The organism is Pseudofrankia coriaricola (genome assembly GCF_032027725.1).
GTDB lineage: Bacteria > Actinomycetota > Actinomycetes > Frankiales > Frankiaceae > Pseudofrankia.
On the sequence record NZ_JASNFO010000002.1, the window covers coordinates 405,470 to 425,954 of the forward strand.

A 20,485-nucleotide genomic window follows, 5' to 3' on the forward strand; every position below is an offset into this window, starting at 1 on the left:
GGCCACCATAGGGGATGGGCGCATGACAAACATTCGGCCGGACATCGACCAGGCCAGCCAGCGGATGCGCGTCAAGCTGGGCGCGGAGCGGAGACCAAGAAACTCCCTGACTAACGGTGGTTTGTTGTGATCGGTAGTTCCTCTGCATGACTAGGGTGGTAGGTAGAGGCGGAGCCGGTGCCCGGCGGCGCCCCACAATCAGTTCGTGCAGTGGGCTGGGTGTCGGAATGGCGGGCCAGGTCCGGCAGATCTGGAGCAGGAAGAGCAGCGGGGTCAGGCAGGCGCGGACCTGGCGGAGGCTGGCTGGCCAGGATGGCGGGGCCGGGCGTGGGGGTGTCTGGTCGGGGCCGCTGCCCGGCGGGGTGGCTGCTGGGGCGCTGTCGTGCCAGCACAGGCTGAACGCGCAGTTCACCAGGGTCCAATGCCGCTGGATGGCGGTGGCGGAGCGGACCTGGAAATCGGCCCAGCCGAGTTCGTGTTTGACCTGCTTGTAGTCCTGTTCGACCCAGCCGCGCAGCCCGTAGAGGCGGACGATCTCGTCGTAGGCGGCCGGTGGGAACGGGCTGTCGGGACGGGTGGGCAGGTCGGGGTGGGCCAGGGTGGTGGCCAGGTACCAGGTGCTGGTCGCGGGCAGGGTGGCTGGGTCTGTGGTGGCGACGACGAGGCGCAGCGGTCCGCCGATGCGGTAGGGGCCGGCGCGGCAGTCGGTGGCCCACCAGGTCTCGGTGTGCCCGTCGCGGTAGGTGCGCCGTACCGGCGTCCACTGGCCGGGCCGGTCGGGGCAGTCCCAGACCCGTTCGCGGGCGGCCTGGGCCGGGGTACGCACCTGGCTGTCCTCGTCGGGGTGGGGCAGTTCCAGGTTCGGTTTGAGCGCCAGCACGAATGGCAGTCCGGCCCGGCGCAGTTCGGCGACCAGGCCGGGGCTTTCGGACGGGCCGTAGAAACAGTCGGCGACCACCGCGCGAAACGGGATACCCGCCGTACAGGCGTCCTCGACCAGGCCGGCGGCGATCTGTCCCTTCGTCCGAAACGACGGGTCCTCGCGGCCGCCGGGCAGGCAGGGAGCCGGAACATACAGCCGGGTGTGTAGCGGGTGGTAGGTCCGCTCGTCGGCCCAGGCCGTGGTCACCGCGACGACGCCAGCCTCGATGCCTCCGCGGGAGCCGAGATACTGGCGCGACACCCCCGCGGTGGCGTGCCCGCTCTTACGGTCCCCGGAGTCGTCGACGACCAGCGCCCCGCCCGGGTGCGGCGCGGCGCCCGGCTGTCGCGCGAGCAGTTCGACCCGCCGACTGTTGATCTTTTTGTGGTCCCATGGCGACTCCGAGAGGAACCACTGCAGCTGCTGGACCCGCCGGTGCTGGGCATCCACCACCGGCTCCGCCCCGGCCAGACACGTCAGCGTCTTGTTCCGGTCTCGCGGCGCCAACAGCCCGACCAGATAGTCCCGGAACCCCTGCCGCTGCGCCCGCGACGCGAAAAGGTCATCGAACTGGGCCGCGTACACCTCCACCGGCGCCGGAGCCGGCGGGCACGGCAGTCGTGCCGTCATCACACACCCCCATACGCTGCGGGGCCCCTACTCCTCCTTACCGTCTGTACCCATACCGACCACCGATCACAACAAACCACCGCTAAAAACCTCGATCAATTCGCCGAATAATTCAACAAGACGGCATCAACATAAGGGGGTGCAGCGTCCCGTCGAGGGGATTACCTCGAGAAGGTCGACCCACCGGCGAATCTTCGCCCCCTTATTTCCCCGGGGCCTGGTCATCGAATCTCTCACGAGATCTGGCTCGAATAGACGATGAGCGCGAGCGGCAGGCAGTCCACTCCAGAGCGCAACCATAGTAGAGGTGCTCTCGCGGCCAGCCTCTAAGCTATTGTAAGAATTCCGAGAGTGGCGAGGCGAAACGTCATCGCCTGTTGGCTCACTTCGAAACGACGCGCGAGCCTGGCGACCAGTTCCGAGTCAGAGAGATGCCTACCTGCAAGAATCGCATCTAGGGCCTTCTTTAGAAGATCTTCTGGCATCAGAAGTTCAGCCGCAAACTCGTTAGCATCGATCTCTTCCGAATCGGTCGCCGTACTGCTCGTGGCGTCTCTAAAATTCAGTCGGACGTGCCGCTCAAAGATGAGACCGTTCCCTTTATGAAGAAGCAAATGTCCAAGCTCGTGAGCGATGGTGAAGCGTTGCCTGACCTTGCTGTTGGTGCTGTTGACACCAATGACGGGCGCGGCACCGACGGCTCGGTAGAGGAGCCCCGAGATATCGTCGGCCTCGAAGGGCTGATAGCTGATAAGCGCACCGGCTTCCCGAGCGAGCCGTTCCACAGGCACTGGCGGCTGGGCTAGCCGCGCCGTGCGGAGCAGGCGGGATGCCTCCTCGTGAGCCTTTGTCATCTCGGCCTCCGCGCTGAGGGTCGTCGCCCGTCTGGACGAGCAGACGAGTCCGAGGCGTCAACACTGCCCGAGATCACCTGGGCGGCCCAGGATTTCAGGCGCAGGTCTTCGACGCTGTCAAGCGGACTGCGACTAGATGAGGTCGGTAGGCCGAGCGCTTCGCGGACCAGACGGTCGGCCTGGGCACCGAGAGCAGCAGCGAGGCCAGGCAGCGTGCCGATCGGAAGGTTCTGCGCGCCGCTCTCGATGTTGCTGATGCTTGTTCGAGCCAGCCCGAGCCGATCCGCGAGCTCGGCCTGGGTCATGCCCTGCCGCCGGCGCGCCTGTCGTACGGCGGCGCCGAAGCGAACCAGGAAGTCGTCAGGCATGTCTTCCAGAGTGGCGCTGCTAGGGCAGTGACGTCAACCAGAGTGACAAGGCGCACGGCCACTCCGAGCTGGATAAGGTCAGTCAGGCTGACATTTTCAAATTGACGATGCCTACTTGATTGACATCCGACTTGCCTCTGTAGCACCATCGTCGCGGACCGGGGTCGACTCTCGGCCAGCGGTCGTCAAGAGGGGGTAACAGAACGTGACGCCGAGGCGGGATCCCGCAGACCGAGTCGTTCTCGCCGCAGCAAGGGTCCTTCGGTCCCATCAACGCCTGCCCGGAAGAGACCCGCGGTCCGCGCGGGCCCGTTGGCTCCGCCCGTCCTGGCCCGACCAGCACTTCCTGCGCAGCCAAGTCCGCGAGCGCCTCGTTCAGCAGCTCCTGCTTGATGATCAAGTCCGGGCTGAGGTTCGCGCTTCCCTGTCGCTTGCCGAGGCAAGCGACCTAGACAGCGCAGAGACCGACTTCTCCGATGTTCTTCCCGGTCTGCTGGCTGAGGCAGGAAATCCCGGCGCTCTACTTCTGGATGCCACCACCCATCCAGACACGCGTTGGGTGGCCGCAGCCCTTCCCTACTTGCGCGGGCAGGTATCAATACCGGAGATGCCTCCCCCGGACGCATCGACACCTACGCCTCACGCGGATCGCCAGGCGGAGCGCAAGAGGAAGACCGACGCTCAGGCCCTTGCCCGGCAGACGCGCGAGTTGACGCGTCAGATAGACGCCCTCAAGACCCAGAACCTCCGCCTCGAAGAAGACCTCCGCCTCACTCGGCAGGAGGTAGGCGGTCTCCGCGCGCAGCTCCCATCGGGCCGTGAACGCGCCGCATTGAAGCATGCCGATGAGCTTTCGCGAGGTCGGAAGAAGGCGCTCAAAGACCTCGCGGCCCAGCGTCGAGCGAACACCCAGGAGCGGGAAGCGGCGATGAAGGAGCGTCAGCGGCTGGAGGTACTGCTGGAAGAGGCACGCCAGGAGGCAAAAAGGGAGGCCACGCGCCGTCACGGTCTCGAGAACAACCTAGGGGACACCGCCTATCGCGCTCGCGGGTTGGCCGACCTCGTCGAGCGCGAGGCCGCCTCGCTTGACCGCAGCATCCAAGACCTTCGTCACGGACCTGCCCGATCTCGCGCTGAACGTCGTATCGCTCGACTGCGAATGCTTGCGTTGGAGCTCGACGAGCTGTACTCAGATAGATCAGATCGGCAGGCCAGCGTCCAAAACGAGGAATACTCTGTGGGGCTCACCCCTCCCGAACGCGACGCTCTACCGTCGATCCCACAACGAGATGAGGTATTTAAAACGCGTGACCGGGGACTGCGCGTTACAGCCGTTGGCGGCTCTGACTGCATCGGCGGGAGTGCGCTACTTCTCGAGGCAGGAGCCACTCGTCTGTTGGTAGACGCAGGAGTTCTTCCGACCGGACGGGTCGAGCAGCCGGCCACCGAGGCGCTCGTGGCGGCACTGTCAGAACCGGTCGACGCGATCGTTGTCACTCATGCCCACGCGGACCACGCCGGCTATGTCCCAAAGGTAGTCGACCAGTGGCACAGCGCGAAAGTCTTTTGCACCCCCGAAACCATGGCGCTCCTTCCCACCGTCTGGAACGACGCCGTGAAGATCATGGCGGCGGAAGCAGAATCGCTGTCTGGCGGGGGAAACAATGTTCGGCCTGCATATGGTGAAGTGGAAGTTGAACAGGCCGAAGACCGCTTGCGCGAGCTTCCCACAGGCATGACTCAGCAGGTCGGGGACTTCGAAATAACCCTTTTCCCAGCCGGCCATGTTCTCGGAGCAGCCGGAGTCGTTGTGACCGCCGGCGAACACCGTGTCGTCATCACCGGCGATATCGACAACCGTAGTCAAGGGACCATTGGCGCCGCTAGGATCCCGCCTCGACTCGCCACAAATGCCGATCTTTTGATCATCGAGACAACCTATTGCGACAGCACTCACCCCGACCGCGGACAAGAGGGTCTCGCCCTCGTGCGACATGCCGAAGATGTGATCAACCGCGGAGGTCGCGTTCTCATTCCCGCTTTCGGCCTTGGCCGGGCGCAGGAAGTAGCACTACTACTCGGCGAAAATTTGCCAGACGCACAGATTCTGGTTGACGGCCTAGCCGTACACATCAGCAAGATATATGAGATGCAAGGAGCTCCTCGGATCCTGAAGGGGGGAGTGCGCCAGGTTCAGCATCGCGGCCGTGAGATCCGTGGCATGACGAGCGGCATCGTCATCACCACAAGCGGGATGCTCACGGGCGGCGCGGCCGTGCCATGGGCGCGGGCTGTGCTACCGGAGCCCGACAGTGCGCTTTTCCTATGTGGTCATCAAGACGAAGAGGCGCCTGGTCGCAGGTTGCTGGACCTCGCCCGCACGGCATCCAACGGCAGGCGCCAGATCGTCTTGAACGACGAGCACGGCCAGCCGATTACCGTGCCAGTCGCGTCTGCGATTGAGACCTATAACCTGAGCGCGCACGCAGATCGGCCGGGTCTGCTTGAGATCATCAAGATAGTAGATCCCGCTGCCGTCATGCTGGTTCATGGCGAGCGGGCGCCGCAGCGACGGTTCACCGAACGACTCACCCGCGAGGGTCGGGTCGTGGTCGACAACCAGCTGACCTGGAGCCCAGGTCAACCGGTCCGCGATGTAAAGGCCGGAAGGCGCCGTCATCCCTCCCGGCATCCTGCGCGGCTCGCGGCAGGGGGACCGCGCTGATGAGTACGGACGTACATACGTGGTTGGACAGCCGGACGCGTTCAGACGCCCTCTTGTCAGCATGGTCGCGGGACAGCGGGTTGCAGAGGTATGAGAGTCGCGTCCTCGGGATGGCTGCTCTAGCGGGGCAGACGGGATCGTCAGTCACGCTACCGATCATCTCGGGACTTTCCCGCCTTCCCGTGCTTGCGGCTGTCCACGCTGCCGCGCTTCGTCTGCCGGAGTTCCCGTCACCGTTTACACCTCGAGATCCACGGCCGGTCGTGCTCGTGACCCGCAACCCTGTCCGTCGCAGTCAGATTCTTGCCCTCGACGCGGCAGGCGTGGCCATCTCTATCGTGGTAAACCCCTGTCGCCTCCGCCAGGACGGCCAGGTTGTTCCGCTAGGCGGCGGCCGACCACGGCCGCCCCGCCCCACTGATCGACTTCTGTTGTGGTCACCCGGCGCTGGGTTGCCCAGCGAGCGCCCAGCCTCGTCGGTCACCGTCGTGGATGCCATTGATGACCATGCCCACCCGTGGATCGAAAGCGCCCGGGCCGATGCGAGGTCGACGAGCACGATCGTCCTGTTCGGGATGCCTTCTGCCGCTACCGATCCGTCGACACCCATGTCATTCGGCTGGGCGGCCGTCACCGCAGCCGACCCGGCCGGAACCCACGAATTGACCGCGTTGGCGTCGGTCCGGGGACACGCCGCGGCCCTCGAGGTCGGTGCGCTACCCGAACTGGCCACAGCTGGTCGTCTCCTCTCATCGTCACGTCCCTCCGGGCCCCTGCCTCCGCCCGTGCTCGAGGCCGCCGTCATGTTCGCTCGGCTCAACGAACTCGCTGTACCGCTGGATTGCTATGACGCAGCCTGCGGCCGTTGGCATACCCGGACGCTGACGGAACGTCTCGAGGATCTGGAGGAAGTTCGAGCACGGGACCTCGGTCCTGCGTGGCGGGGTTGGGCAGAAACAGTCTGGGGACCGCTCAAATCGGCCATTCTGGCCGCGCATCGCACCTTGCTGATTGGCAACGCGAAGGCCGAGGCCCTCCTCGAACGCATCGATAGGGGCGTGCGTCAGGGCATGAGCCTCGACGTCGTGACTCCCAGCAACACGGCCCGAGACGCGCTCGTTGCGCATCTCGTCGAGGCCGGCGTGCCCGTGCCCACTGATGGTTCTCTGGTCGTGCGGTCGCTGCGTCAGGTGCAGCCGTGGGGGCCGCCTCGCTGTTCCGTCTTGATTGGGTTGCCGACGAGGGACAAACTCCGCCGGGTGGTCGGCGCCGACGTCGGTCCGTTGAACGTCCTGTGCTGGCAGCACGAGACACGACGCCTACCAGCGCTATTGCAGCGGGCGCTCGCAGAGATCCCTCCGGACGAGAAACTGCTCGCGGCGTTGCTTCCCCCAACGCTCACCGTCGCGGTGCCCACAGTGGTGCCGCCTGCCGTCATCGTGAGCGCCGTGCCGGCGGCCCCCCACGTCGCCGACGCCGCGCCGATCAGGGCCGGTCTGCTCGGCGGCGCTGATCTCGTGGCTCTCGCCGCGCTCGGCGTCCGCGTCTCCCCAGATCTGGGGCCGACCAGCCTGCCGGACATCGACGATGTCGACGAGCTCAATGAAGCCTTGGAAGGCCAAGGAGATGCCAGCCCGTCTGGTCCCGCGCCGAGACGACGGTTCGAGGTTCTCGCAGTCGGCGATGGCTCGCGGCCCTGCGAGGTATGGCTCCCCCTGGCAACCCTCGTCATGCGCGTACTCGGTGACCGCACACAACGGCTTGCCGTAGCGGACATCGCTCCCGGCATGCTTCTCGTGGGACTCGACGGCTGCAGCCCATTCGATCGCTTCCGATCACTACTCGTGCAAACTCGCGGGCCGGTTACGCAAATGCTGCTCGCCGCCTGGGACCAAGCCCTCCGGGAGGCTCTTAGCTTGGCGGGTGGTCCCGCGGAACTCACCAGGCAGATGAGTTCCGAAGGTTCAACCATCAGCTCGGGCGCGGTAGCGCAATGGACCGACGACGATCGTATCGGACCTCGTGACGCTTCCGACGTCGCCCGGATCGGCCGCCTCGCCGGGCATCCCCTCGTCAACCACGAAGCAAAAGCGATCGCCGAGACTATGCGAAGGCTGCGGGCTGTGCACCAAGACATCGGGCGAGTCCTCGCCGATCCCTCTCGCAGCCGAGATGAGATCAGGAGTCGTCTCGAAGACGCTCTTGGCCCAGACGCGCCCGATCTTCTCGACCAGATCACCGTGTGGCGCGTCCTCGACGCGGATCCGGTCCCCACGGCTGCGTCGGCCAGGGTTCCGGATCAACCTGCCGACAACGACTTCCGTAGGAAACGAGAGACTACGTGATCCAGACCGGCGCCAGCGGCCCGCACAGTGCCCGCGTGCAGCGCAACCAAGACCAGGTTCGGTTCGCCGAGCACCTTATCGGCGTCGCCCGCAACCGGCTGACCGGGCGCGACGAGCAGGGTCAGCAACTCGAGGATCGCCGACCCCGTGAGCAAGTCGTTCTAGGTGTCCTGTCGCCGCAGCCACGCCAGTCGACGACTACTCCGCCTGCCACGTCGCCCTCCGGGACACCCTTTGAACCCGGTGTCCCCGTCGATCGCCTGCCAGCCAGCGAGATGGGTCTGACCGCACTCGTCTCGGCCTGCGCGGAGACACTCGTCCTCAAGGTCAGCGCGCGCTATGCGATCTACTTGCAGCATCTGCCGACCCATGGGCAACAGGCCGAGCGGTCAGGGCTCTCCTCGGCCGACGACCCGGAAGTGTCTCCGGGAGATACAGACGACGACATCGCCCAAGCCGACAGCGAACTCGACGCGCGAGCCAACGGTATCGGCGTCAACCTGCCAGGGCTCATCGCGCCAACGACGCCGGGCGAAGACCAACTCGTCGACCTTCCGCCTGATGTAGCGGCTGCAGTCATCGCGAGCGTCGCGGGCGTGCAGGCTGGCTCACCGGGCTCTGATTCCGCCGTAGCTAACGCGGCAGGCGCTGGAGCACGAGACCAGCTCCGGCTGATCTATCGCCGATACGAGATCACGGTGGAGCACGCGCTTGAGGTACCCGTTCCTACGGATGCGCGACCCCACACGTACGGCGAGCGCTCCGCCTACGACACCAAGCACGCCGAGATCGTCCGAACAGCCTCCTTCCCGCCTTCAGGGGCGCCGGGCGGTCTGTTCGTTCCCATGGCCGGAAGGAGCGCCACGCGCATCCCGCGTCAGGCGGTGATCGAGGGAGAGGAGTCGTACGCGGCCTACCTGCACGCCAATAAGCGAGCAACCTGGGCGACGCCGTTGCCGAAGGTTGCCTTTCAGGCCACGGTCCAGCGCACCCCTGATAAGTCCATTCGCCTCGCAGTGACCCTCGTCAACGAGTCGCCAGATCCTGCCAGAGATAAAGGTTTTACGCCAGAGGTCTCCCTCTACGACGCCGGCTTCAGCGTCGCGATCGGCAACGGAACAGTCATCCCGAGCGAGTACCGGGTAGTCGAGCGGGACTATCGCAAAGAACCACGCGTCTGGGCACACGGTCGCTTCTGCTGCCTGGACGAGGCTGCGTTTCATGCTGACGGACGCCTCACCACCACGACGATGCCGATCTACCGTCAGCAAGTCTATGAGTCACGCCCCGAGCTACAACCCTCCTTTTCCGAACTTGCGACCGACCCACTGCCGCCTCTACGACACCTCCTTGATCACATGATTGGGTTCCTCCGGGATTGGGACGACTACCTGAGGTCTGGTCCGACCCTGCCTCCGACTGCTCTGACCGCATGCGCCGCGGACCGCGACGCATTCGCCGACGAGGTTCGTCGGTTCACCCGAGGTCTAGAATTGATCGCGAACGACATTGCGAAAGGCGGACGAGGCATTGGGGGTGCGTTCATCCGCGCGAACGAGGCCTTCGCTCTCTTCAACACGCGTGAAGGCCTGAACCAGCTGGGTGAATCAACCACGACCACATGGCGGCTTTTTCAGATCATCTACGTAGTATGCAATCTTCCAGCTCTTGTCGCCCGCGAGGCTCCTCTTGCGGACAAAGAAGCATGGATCAATGGACGCGGCGAGCCACGGCAGATCTTGTCCGACCTCGACGAGCTGGACGTCGCTGATGTTCTCTGGTTCCCGACTGGAGGCGGCAAGAGCGCAGCTCTCTACGGTATAGTCGCTGTCGCGCTCTTCTTCGACCGACTCCGCGGTAAGCATTCCGGTGTTACCAGCATGATCCGATTCCCACTGCGGATGCTTTCAGTCCAGCAGCTAGAACGCGTACTGCGCCTAATCGCCTCGTGTGAAAAGGTACGCCGCAACCGAGCCGATCCCGGGGAGGAGTTCCGCCTCGGCTACTGGGTCGGAAGCGCCAATACACCAAACAAGATCACAAGCCCGGCGGACGAAAGGTGGCGAGACGTCGCCGCAATGTCGCGCCAGGGAGAGGAATGGCGGCGGGCCAATACCGTCATCCCCACATGCCCCTTCTGTGCTAGCTCTTCGGTCGTTCTAGAACCAGATCCGGTAGCCGTAGTCGTACGGCACCGGTGCCGCACATGCGGTGAGGCGCTACCGGTCGATATCTCCGATGACGAGGTATTCCGGCATCTGCCCTCCGTAGTTGTCTGCACCGTCGACAAGATTGCCTCACTGGCCTTCAACGCGCATGTCAGTCATCTCACTCACGGGCCAACCCACCGCTGCCCCGACCACGGTTACATCACCTATCCCCAGGGACGCGCTGGACGCTGCCTAGCACGCCAGTTCTGCAACAGAGAAAGGACAGAATGGGAAGAGATAGCCATCAAGGACCCAGCGCCAGCACTTGTCATCCAAGACGAGCTGCACCTTCTTAGCGAGGAGCTGGGGACATTCGCGGCGCACTACGAGACACTGTGGCAGCACCTCTGTGTCGTCGGCAGTGGACTGCCTAGCAAAATCCTGGCTGCTACCGCGACAATTAGCGACTACGCAAATCAGGTAACTCAGCTCTACGCCTTGCGCCCACGACGATTCCCGACAGACGGTTGGGAGGACGGCCAGAGCTTCTACGCCCGGCAGCATGATGACCTGGTGCGCCGAGTATTCGTCGGTACCCTTCCCACGCAGATGGATACACTCGACGTGTCGCTCGCCACAGGATTTGCGATACGCGATGAAATCGGCCGCCTGAGAAACAGCGATCCGGTCGACGCGGTATCGCTTCTCGGGCTCCAGGACATCAATCCTGATGAGATTACCGAGTTTCTTTTCCGTTATGAACTCCAGGGTTACTATTGCAATCGCAAGACAGACGCCGACCGCGTTCAGGCCGCCAACGAGCGACACGCCGCCTTGCGCCCTCCCGGCTTCGGTTCTGTTCGCCTCAACGGCCAGAACAAACTCGGTGAAATCAGCGACGCAATCCGTCGCGTCGAGCGCGAGACCGCGTCCTCTGATGTTTCTGAACGGCTCGCAGGCATTGCCGGGACGAGCCTCATCAGCCATGGAGTGGACCTAGAGCGCCTCAACCTTCTGTTCGTCCTGGGGATGCCGAGCACAGTTGCCTACTATGTGCAGGCCAGTAGTCGCGCCGGGCGAACGGACGTTGGCATAGTCTTCACCGCCCTTGGCCGGAACTACGTCCGAGATCGAAGCGTCTTCCATTTTTTCCAACCACAACACGAACACGTTAATGTCCTCGTCGAACCTGTCGCCCTTAACAGGTTCAGCACGCACGGTCCGCTCAAGACGGTCAGCGGGCTAATCGCCGCTATAATCATTCAACAATGGGGGCGCGACACATCCGCGCTGGGGCCCGCAGCTGCGGGTGGGCCGCAGGATTTGACCAGGGCTGACCAGGCCCGACAGCTTCTGGCGCGGATGCGCGCACATGCAGCTGCAGGAACCGGTCCCGACCCAATCCGCCTCCTCCGGCACGCCCTCAGGGCGGCGTACGGGCTCACCGCTCCGGTGCTTGACCGTCACATGGCTCAAAGATTCGCCGACGATGTGGATCATCTCGCGTCGGCCCGCGTCGAATCGATTGAAGCCGGTCACGAGATGCTGCTTAGCCGTTCACTTCGGCCTAGACCACCGCGAAGCCTACGCGATGTCGACACCAGCGCGGACTTCGGGGCAGTAAACTATCCCGCCCGCCGACGCTTTCAGTTCCTCGGCGGCACCGCTGCCACCAACGACGACGTGGTCATTTCCGACGAAGAGGAGGGGTAACGTGGAGCGCTCCCGCGTCACTGTCGAATACTCTCACCTCCCGGGACAGGTGTTTGAGCACGAGGCGGCGGGGATTTTCTGCGAAACGCGAGCTGTCACGGGCGGATCACCCAACGATCTCCGGATTGCTCCGGTCCTGGAGGCACTCGAACACACGCTCGAGATCTGGCGCGCCCAAGGGGGTGTCGCCACTGGCTTTCCCAGCCCAGTGACTGACTACGAGGACGAGTTCCGTCTCGTCGAGCCCCGCTCCGTCGAGTTTGACGTCTTCCCAACCTGGCTCTTCTGCAGCAACAGAGCCTGCGGACACCTAATTCGCGCGCAACGTGTCGAGGAAATTCCAGAGCGGCGTACGTGCAAGCAGTGCCGCACCGGCGTCTATCAGCAGATGCGATATTTCACGGTGCACTCCTGCGGCGCCCGCGCCGACCTTCGCATACCCTCCTGCCCGGAACACTCCAGCGGACCGGTCGCATTTGAGGACAGCCGTTCTTTCCGCACCGCTGGATTCCGCTGCCTCACGTGCCGACGTCCACTGGAGATCACATTCCGGCGGTGCAATTGCGGGATGACTTGGCGGGGTCCAGGCGCTTCAGCCGCGGACGCCGTGCGGCGGCCGGTCACCGTCCGCGACAGCCAGGCCTATTTTGGCCACCATCTGACGCTCGTCAGCGTCGGAGGAACCCGCCTCACGGCGGCGTTGGCCGCCCCCCGTGGCGTGCACTACGCCCTTGGCCACTACCTCGGAGCGGTTACCGACCTAGCCGGACTGGCCGACGAGGCAAGCGGACGACGACCCAAGACCGGTCAAGCTGGGCAAGAAGCACTACAGCGACTTCGGGATCTCCAGCCGGACCTGCCACCCGATATTCTTGACCAACTCAGCGCCGCCGTGAATGCGAATCGCGGCGACACACCCGCGCTGGAGGCGACCGAGAACGCTCTCACGGCCGATACGTTCCACACAGCCCGCTCAGATCGCCGCCTCATGGAACGCGCCTTCCTATACGCCGAACACGCCGTCGACGATCTCGCCTCGATCTCCGACCGCCTGCAAGCCGACGGCCATCCCACCCTGGCGAGCCGCGTGAAGGATGGGCTCACCGCCGCGCGCGATCAAGGCCTCGCCCGGGTCAGCGTCGTCCGCGATTTCCCGATCGCACTCATCGGCTACGGCTATACGCGCGAACACAACCAGCCGACCCGGGCACAGCTCAAGCCGCTGCCGCACTATGAAGGCGATCGTCTACCCCTGGTAGCTGTAGAAGCTCGTACCGAAGGCCTGCTTATCGAACTCGATCCGCTCATCCTCTGGCATTGGTGCGCCGCGAACGGCTGGGCGGCGCCCCCACCCCCCAACGCCGGCGACCCACTGGCCCGGGCGTGGCTGCTGGACACGACCTGCGCCAGAGACCCAGGCGAGGCGGCGCAGGCTATCCGTCGGGCGACACATGCATACAGCCACCTGCTTATGCATGCTCTCGCAGCGCACTCCAGCTATTCGTCCAACAGCGTCAGCGAATACCTCATGGAGCGACAGGCGAGCACACTCATTTATGTAGCGAAATACACGAGCTTCAACCTGGGCGGCCTCGCGACCCTCGCCGAACAGCACCTCCGACGATGGCTCGAGTCCGCAGCATCGGCCGCCTGGACCTGTGTGCACGACCCCATTTGCCTTTCCGAGCGCGGCGGTTGTCATAAGTGTCTAGCCGTTGCCTTTGGCTGTGAAAGCTTCAATAGGGGGCTGGACCGCGGCTACCTGGTAGGCGGAGGGCCACAGAACATCACTGAAGGATTTCTATTCACTAGCGGTGCTCGCCAGTCAGGCGGGACGCCGTAGCAGGAGTACGCTCTCACGACCTCCCCCACCGTGTGCTCGTTGTTGCACAGCGACTCGTTTGTGCCTCAGCACCCACAGGCCCTCGACTTGGAGTCCAACGCCCTCGGCGATGCTCCCAAGCATCCGATCCGTAGGCACGGGCACACCGAAGTAGGTCTGCGTTCCCACGACCAGCGCGGCCGGCGCGCCCGGCCGCAGCACACGCCGGGTCTCGCTCAAGACTCGTGTCATGTCATCGAAGTAGCCGACAAGCATCCGCAGCGCGCGCCCCCGTTGCCGGTCCGGCTTTTCAGCGCCATCGGCGGCCCTGGCGACCCGGGACAGCACCTGCAGACATGCAGGGTCCCGAAGAGCGGGACTGTCGAGATCTGGGGCCTCCAGGTGAGACCGCAGCAACGATCTACGAACGGTTCGCAAATCCTGGTTCGACTTGACGAAGCCACCAAAGGCGAGCTCAAGCTGGTAGACAGCAGAATAGTCATATCGATTCGGATAAGGAGGGCTAGTCAAGACAGCACCAACGGCGCCCGCCTCAATCGGAAGACAACGAGCATCACCAGCAAGAACCCGAGTCCCGGCTGGAAGTAACGGTAGATGCTCCAAATCGTCCACCATGCGCTCGACGGCCGAACGGAACGCGCCCTCGACGTCCCCATCTGTCACCAGCTGATTCTTTCGGCCAGGCCGGACCGTACGCCCAGCCCGGCGCCGCTCACGGTGGCGGAGACTCGTCCCGTCCTTCACCGCTTGGCTGACCGGCTCTACGGCGGTCAGCAGCGCGAGATGCGCAAGATTCGCTTCCCGCGAAGATCCCCGGCGCGGAAGTGCCTCCCGCAGACCAACCAGCCGCCCCAAGACCTCCGGTGGAAGCGCCCAAGCAGCGGCCGGCACTGGCAGCATCGGTTGGTCGACCGCCGTGCTCAGGTCGATGGCCTTCTTCGAAAGCTCGAGAAGAGCCGTAGGATCGGCGCCCGCCGCGCCTAAGACAGCGTTCGCTGCCCACCGTGGGTACGCGAGCAACTCGACACCGAGAGCCGGGACGCCGCTCGCAGCCGCCGCGAGCAGACTCGTGCCGACGCCAGCAAATTGATCAAGGAGTGGTCCGTCGATCTTCTTCCAATGCTCGAGTATGGCCTCGACGAGGCCGGGGGAGAATGCCTCCTTGTATGGCAGCCATCGGTACACCGGTCCGCGCCGCCGCGGACCAGCCATGACACCTAGGTGGGCCCTCACATCTATCAGAGGATCGATCAGGGCCTCGGCTTGATCCGCCTCGTCGCTCGCCAACAGCAACGAACGCCAGCCCGTACTGAGGGGTTGGCTTCCCACCCGCCCTCCTCTCCTAGGTCCAGTCTCAGGCTGAGAACCTACGCACCTCGGTTCCTAAGCTGCCACGCCGGAGTCTGGCAGCCCGCAACCTCTGGATCGCGGAGTGGCTCACACGGATGGCCCAGGATCGAGGCGAGAGCACTCGGGCCTCTCGGACTTGGCGTCCTGCGCCCTGGCCGGTTAGCGCCACTCACCAGTGCCGACCGGAGTGATGGGCCCGGTGTTTCGTCCCGGCCGGTTCCAACCCGCAGCCCCTCGCCGCCTTCCGAGGGGTCGGCGGCACGTCACTGCGCGATCCACCTGCAGATCTCCCTGATCGCATCGGCCTCTACCCGGACTAGGCGCTCACCCTCGACCCCGGTCTCGACCTCGACGGAGAAGTCCATCCCGATCCAGCTCGCGATGACCGTGGCCTAGGCGTCGCCCGCAGACCTCACGCCGCACCTTCACAGGCGTGCTCAAGGGTCGGTCGCCTCGTCCGGCGGAGGGTCAGTGGTGCGTTGCTGTGCGAGCCAGTCGCAGACGTCTCGGATCGCCTTGGCCTGCGCTCGGGCCAGGTCGGCTGCGTAGGGACCGGTCATGACCTCGACGGTGAAAACCATCTCGGGCGGCTCACGACGCCCATGACCCCGCCCACCCGAACCTCCCGAGACACCTGCCACTGACGCACCCCACAGCCATCCGAGCCGCTACCCCCACACAAGACGCATCGTAACCATATAGTCACAGTCGAACGGAGTGCGCTCATCCGGATCGATGCCAGGAAGCGAGTCAGGTCCGCAATGGGCATAGGTCTCGTCGGCGACCCGCGCCCACCGACACGGCAAGCGCGGGCTCGCCGCCTTCCAATAGGTCACACGGCCTCGTGCGGCTCGCCACCGGCAGGGCCGCTGGCCGTGCCGATCCGGGTGTGGATGTCGCTGCGTAGCTGGGTGACCAGCCCGCGTGCGGTCGGAGCGCCGACGTGCAGGCGCTTACGTAGCGTCTCCGCGGAGATCGGCCGCTGGTGCTCCTGCCAGTGCAGCACCTCCTCAGCCCGAGCCCGATGCAGCAGATCCTGCTCCCGCGCCTTCCGATCCACCCGACGCGGCCCCGTCACCGCGCCGCGCATCCCTGCAGCGACCTGCCGGTTCTGGCCGCCTTCTCCCTCCGCACCAGCGGCCTGCGCCGGCTCCGGAACCGGTGGCGCGCCGTGCGAACCGACCGGCTGCATGGCGTGGAGCAGGCCCGGCCCCACCTCTGCCCAGCCGATCAAGAGAAGTGGGCCGACGGCGTCGAACGCCGCCTTGCCCAGATTCCCAGCAACGACCGGTTCAGCGACATTGAGCGCCAAGGTCACAAAGCTCGCGAACACCAGCAGCCGACGCGCCGGCCGGATCTCCGCGCGAGGCGCACCCCGTACGGCAAGCCCCCGGATCGCGATCAACAGGCCAAGGACCGACAGATCCACCGCCGGCGCGACCAATGGCGCCACATAGACCGGCACCCCCAGCCGTAGCGCCAGCAGCCACACGTTGCCGAACCCGAACAAAAACGTCAGGCCGACCACCAGCTCCATGATCACAGTCACGGCCATGAATGCCACACCGCGTCCACGTGCGTCCGACGCCGGAACCGGCGATGATGCGCTCATCGCCTGCCCTGCCGGACCTCGAAACTGGCCTCCACGACCAGCTGCCCGACAGAAACACCCAGGTCAGCGCCTCCCCCTTCTACGAGGTTCCCCGCCGGGGGCACCCAAGAACGATCATCGTTGAGCTATTTGCGCTGGTCAAACAGGGTGACCGGCATCGCGACTGAGCCACGCGCCCTCACCCGAAACGCACCGCATCGCCGCCACCAGCGGTTTCGCGACCGACGGCCGGCGTAGGTCCGAGCCCCCAGAGACAACGCCAGCAAGCACCTTCACGAGCTGGTCGCCCGTGAACTCGCCGCCACGACCGCCGTACTCGACGACGCCGCCTACGACGAGCACCTCGGATATCGACTGCTGTCCGCTGTCGCGGAGCTGTGTCAGCTCGCCGGGTGGGTCGCGATGGACGCCGGCCACGCTCAAGCCGCCCGACGCCTTTACCTCGACGGCGTGAAAGCCGCCCACGCCGCCGGCAACAGCCCGGTCGCGGCGAACCTGATCTCGCCTACTACCTGGCATTCGGGGCCGTGCTGTACCTGGCCTGGGCCCTGCGCGGTCAGACGCCCCGCGGCCTGGTCGACGACACCAACTCACTGATGTGAACACCGACCGTCGTCTCGAGATCGTCTCGGAGGTCGACGATCTCGAACGCAGGCGTCCAGTCGGCCGCGGCGGTTGTCAACGGCCCAGCGCGGTCCGCGAGGCGGCCTGGGCGTCGACGGTACGGCGCGGACGGCGAAACCGAACTCCTCAGCCGTTCTGCCGGACGCCGGACGACAGCGGGCACTCAGCACGGGTTTCAAACAGCGTGCGGGTCGTTCGTTCCACGCGCCAGAACCGCCAGTCGCCCGGTTGGAAGCTCCGGTGGCGGCCTTGGCCGCGGCGCTCGGCGAGCGGTGGATTTCGCCGGAGGCCGTGCGGATTCGGCCGTCGGCCGTCACGGTCGCTGGGAACAGCCGGCCGCGACGGCTCCCGACGAGCCGCTCGCCGGCGCGCAGTCGGCCGGCATCGATCAGGTCTGCCGGGGTCGCGTTGCAGCGCTGCCGCCGCGGGCGTGCTCCGTCGTCATCGGCGGCGACATCGTTCCCACCGTCACCGCCTTCGCCGCCCACTGCGCCGGAAGGCTTCGCGGCGGGTGGACGCGGCAAGTCGAGCGTCCGCGGCGACCAGATCCGCTGGTCAGCCCCTGCTCAGCGGCAAAGGCGCTGAAACGTTTGTGCCCCCGGCTCCGGTGGGTGTCCGGCTGCTCGGCGGCGTATTCTTCCTCGTCTCCACGCTGTGCCTCGGAATTAACGGGCAGCCGCCGCGACCGAAGTAGTTCCGGCGGATAGTGCACGGCATGAGACTCTCTGCCGCCGGTCCGTCGACTCGCCTCCCGCGGTGCGGCAGGGTATTGGCGGCGACGGTCTGGGTGGGCGCGATGGTCCTGGGGCTGGTCGCATGCGCCGGCTCCAGCCCGTCCGGCGGCGCGGCGACGCCCGCGGCCGCTGGGTCGTCGGCGTCGTCGGTGTCGGCGCCCCGGACGGTCTACGACGTGGCCTACGCCGGGACGTCCCCGGAGCAGCGGCTCGACCTCTACCTGCCCGCGGCCGCGGGCCGTCCGGCGCCGTTGGTCATCTGGATCCACGGCGGCGGCTGGCGGACCGGTGACAAGAGCTCCATCGCCGACCGGTACGACCCGACCGTGACCCCGCCCAAGCCCACGAGCTGCAACGACGTCGTGCAGGTCCAGGTGCCTGACGTGGCCGCGCTGACCGCCCGGGGCTACGCCGTGGCCAGCATCAACTATCGGCTCGAGCAGGACCCGATCACCGCCGTCCAGGACGCGAAGGCCGCCGTCCGCTACCTGCGAGCGGGCGCCACCCGCTACCGCCTCGACCCGGACCGGTTCGCTGCCTGGGGCAATTCGGCCGGCGCCTACTCGGCGATCATGGTCGGCCTGACCGGCGGCCAACGCACGGTCTTCGACGATCCCGCGCTGGGCAACTCCGATGTCCCGGCCACCGTGCAGGCCGTCGTCGACTGGTACGGCCCCACCGACTTCGCCAGCATCCCAGGCCACCTCGGACCGGCAGAGAACCCGTTCACCTATATCGTCGCCGGACGGTCGCTGCCGCCGTTCCGGATCGCGAACGGGGACGCCGACTGCGTGGTGCCGGTCGCGCAGGCCCGGCGGCTCTACGACGCGCTGCGGACGGCCGGGTCAGTCGCAACGCTGGCCGTGCTGCCCGGAGCCGGTCACGAGGACCCGGCCTTCATGCGCACCCAGCTTGCCCCGACCGTCACCTTCCTGGCCCGGACCTTCGGTCAGTAGGGGGACGGCGGCCAGCCCCCGGGGCGACGATGCTCGGCCCGATCCATTGCCCCAGGAGTCGCGGCGGGGACGGGACGAGAACGGACGGCGTCCGACCGCGTGACAATCAGCCGAGTCCAACCGGATAGATGCTGGCCGCACACTTCCACATGGCTAGAGCAGCACTGTTCCAGCAACAGCACGTCACCGGTCAAAGTCTCGGCTCCCAAGGCAGGGTACCTGGGCGACGTCGATCAACGCCGGATCCCGGCGCCCAAGCCCTTGGCCGGGGAGGGGACTTGTCACGCGGCCTCGGCGATGGTTCTTGCCGCGCTGTGCCACACTCACCTGTCGCCGCGCGAGCCATGCGGTCTCAGTCTTGGTCTCGTTCAGGGCCGTTCAGCAGCGGTCGAGACCTCGCAGTGGCATCGCTCGGCCTGCATCGCGGACCGCGCTGAAGGTCGGCGGACGCACCACCGTGGCACTCCTAGAGGGAAATAGAACGTGACCGATCAGCGCAACGCGGCCCAGGGCGAGGCGACCACGCTGGGACAGGCGCCTTCCGGTGGGCGCCCACGCTGGAACGGGCACCTTCGGTGGGGTGACCGCGCCGGGTCAGGCGGCCTGGGTGGCGTGGTCGGGTCGTTTGGTGATGACGGTGTCGTAGCCGATGGCGTTGAGCTGGGCCTTGAGTCTTTCGGCATGGCGGGCGGGGTCCTGGCGGCGGGTGAAGTAGTCGGCGCCGAGGTCGTGGTAGGGCTCGCCGCGCTCCAGCATGTGGTAGATCGCGACGAGGATCGAGTGCTCGACCGCGACGCGGGCCTTGGCCGCGCCGCGGCGGGGTTTGATCCGTTTGTACTGGGCGGACAGGTAGGTGCCCTTCGTCGTGGAGGCGGCGCGGGCGGCCTCGTGCAGGTAGAGCCGCAGCCACTTCGAGCCCTTGCGGGTCTTTCCACCCTTGGACCGGCCCGCGGACTCGTACTGGCCCGGGCAGCGGCCCGCCCAGGAGGAGAGGTGTTCGGCGCTGCCGAACACGGTCATGTCGTCGCCGATCTCGGCGAGCAGGCACTGCGCGGTGCGGCGGTCAACCCCGGGGATCGTGTCCAGCAGGGCGACCTTCGCCTCGAAAGGGGCGATCATCCGGTCGATCTCGGTCGAGAGCCGGTCGATCACCTCGTCGAGGTAGTCGAGCTTCGCGAGGATCTCCCGCACGATGATCGCGTGGTGGCCGGTGAAGAACCCGGTCAGCGCCTCCTGCAGCGCGGGCAGCTTGCGGCGCAGCCGCCCGCGGGCCAGCTCGGAGAGCACCACCGGATCGGTGGTCCCGGCGACCAGCGCCTGCAGCATCGCCTTCCCGGAGACCCCCAGCAGGTCGGAGGCCACCGAGGACAGCTTCACCCCCGCATCCTGGAGGACCTTGTCAAGGCGCTGGGTCTCGCGGGTCCGCTCCTCGATCTGCGCCTTGCGGTAGCGGGTCAGATCGCGCAGCTCCCGGATCGGCGGCGGGGGGACGAACGACGGGCGGACCAGGCCGTACTCGACGAGTTCGGCGATCCACGCAGCGTCGGCCGCGTCCGTTTTGCGGCCCGGGACGTTGCGCAGGTGCCGGGCGTTGAGCAGCCAGCACTCGCCGATCACGTCCTCAAGGATGTGGAAGACCGGCTTCCAGAAAACCCCGGT

At 65.9% G+C, this 20,485-nt stretch carries 12 protein-coding genes and 1 pseudogene; 5 read left to right on the forward strand and 8 right to left on the reverse strand.

Annotation, left to right across the window (positions count from 1 at the left end):
* Nucleotides 1-150 precede the first annotated feature (150 nt).
* From QOZ89_RS03805 to QOZ89_RS03815, 3 genes and pseudogenes are all read right to left on the reverse strand, one after another.
* Nucleotides 151-1,552: pseudogene (locus QOZ89_RS03805) on the reverse strand (IS701 family transposase).
* A gap of 326 nt (nt 1,553-1,878) precedes the next feature.
* Nucleotides 1,879-2,406, reverse strand: a complete 528-nt coding sequence (locus QOZ89_RS03810; protein WP_312622957.1) for an ImmA/IrrE family metallo-endopeptidase — start codon at nt 2,404-2,406, stop codon at nt 1,879-1,881.
* Entirely contained in the window at nt 2,403-2,774 is a 372-nt protein-coding gene (locus QOZ89_RS03815) for a helix-turn-helix domain-containing protein (RefSeq protein WP_312622958.1), read from the reverse strand. Before QOZ89_RS03815 ends, QOZ89_RS03810 begins: the two co-directional genes overlap by 4 nt.
* A gap of 928 nt (nt 2,775-3,702) precedes the next feature.
* Between QOZ89_RS03815 and QOZ89_RS03820 the strand changes: the two genes are divergently transcribed.
* The 4 genes from QOZ89_RS03820 (at nt 3,703) to QOZ89_RS03835 (ending at nt 13,550) form a co-directional block, all read left to right on the forward strand.
* Entirely contained in the window at nt 3,703-5,499 is a 1,797-nt protein-coding gene (locus QOZ89_RS03820) for an MBL fold metallo-hydrolase (protein ID WP_312622959.1), read from the forward strand.
* Between the two features lie 488 nt (nt 5,500-5,987).
* The gene (locus QOZ89_RS03825; RefSeq protein ID WP_312622960.1) at nt 5,988-7,844 is read left to right on the forward strand and encodes a DISARM anti-phage system protein DrmE domain-containing protein; all 1,857 of its coding nucleotides are present in this window, start codon (nt 5,988-5,990) and stop codon (nt 7,842-7,844) included.
* On the forward strand, nt 7,841-11,707 hold the full coding sequence (locus tag QOZ89_RS03830; protein ID WP_312622961.1) for a helicase-related protein: 3,867 nt from the start codon (nt 7,841-7,843) through the stop codon (nt 11,705-11,707). Before QOZ89_RS03825 ends, QOZ89_RS03830 begins: the two co-directional genes overlap by 4 nt.
* A 1-nt stretch (nt 11,708) precedes the next feature.
* Entirely contained in the window at nt 11,709-13,550 is a 1,842-nt protein-coding gene (locus QOZ89_RS03835; RefSeq protein WP_312622962.1) for a DUF8724 domain-containing protein, read from the forward strand.
* Nucleotides 13,551-15,337: 1,787 nt separating this feature from the next.
* On the opposite strand, the gene QOZ89_RS03840 is transcribed toward QOZ89_RS03835, so the two are convergent.
* The 4 genes from QOZ89_RS03840 to QOZ89_RS47150 all read right to left on the reverse strand — a co-directional run bounded on the left by QOZ89_RS03840 (nt 15,338) and on the right by QOZ89_RS47150 (nt 17,624).
* The gene (locus QOZ89_RS03840) at nt 15,338-15,481 is read right to left on the reverse strand and encodes a hypothetical protein (RefSeq protein ID WP_312622963.1); all 144 of its coding nucleotides are present in this window, start codon (nt 15,479-15,481) and stop codon (nt 15,338-15,340) included.
* 251 nt (nt 15,482-15,732) lie between these two features.
* Nucleotides 15,733-16,455, reverse strand: coding sequence for a hypothetical protein (locus tag QOZ89_RS03845; protein WP_312622976.1), 723 nt, complete (start codon nt 16,453-16,455; stop codon nt 15,733-15,735).
* A 195-nt stretch (nt 16,456-16,650) separates the two neighbouring features.
* A complete protein-coding gene (locus QOZ89_RS03850; RefSeq protein WP_071049628.1) occupies nt 16,651-16,977 on the reverse strand; it encodes a hypothetical protein in 327 nt (108 codons plus the stop codon).
* A 125-nt stretch (nt 16,978-17,102) separates the two neighbouring features.
* Nucleotides 17,103-17,624, reverse strand: a complete 522-nt coding sequence (locus QOZ89_RS47150; protein ID WP_397428672.1) for a restriction system modified-DNA reader domain-containing protein — start codon at nt 17,622-17,624, stop codon at nt 17,103-17,105.
* Nucleotides 17,625-17,932: 308 nt separating this feature from the next.
* Between QOZ89_RS47150 and QOZ89_RS03855 the strand changes: the two genes are divergently transcribed.
* Complete coding sequence (locus tag QOZ89_RS03855; protein WP_241841826.1) at nt 17,933-18,826, forward strand: alpha/beta hydrolase; 894 nt, start codon at nt 17,933-17,935, stop codon at nt 18,824-18,826.
* A 594-nt stretch (nt 18,827-19,420) separates the two neighbouring features.
* On the opposite strand, the gene QOZ89_RS03860 is transcribed toward QOZ89_RS03855, so the two are convergent.
* Nucleotides 19,421-20,485: IS110 family RNA-guided transposase (locus tag QOZ89_RS03860; RefSeq protein WP_312622965.1), on the reverse strand; the 1,065-nt coding region annotated here is incomplete at its 5' end.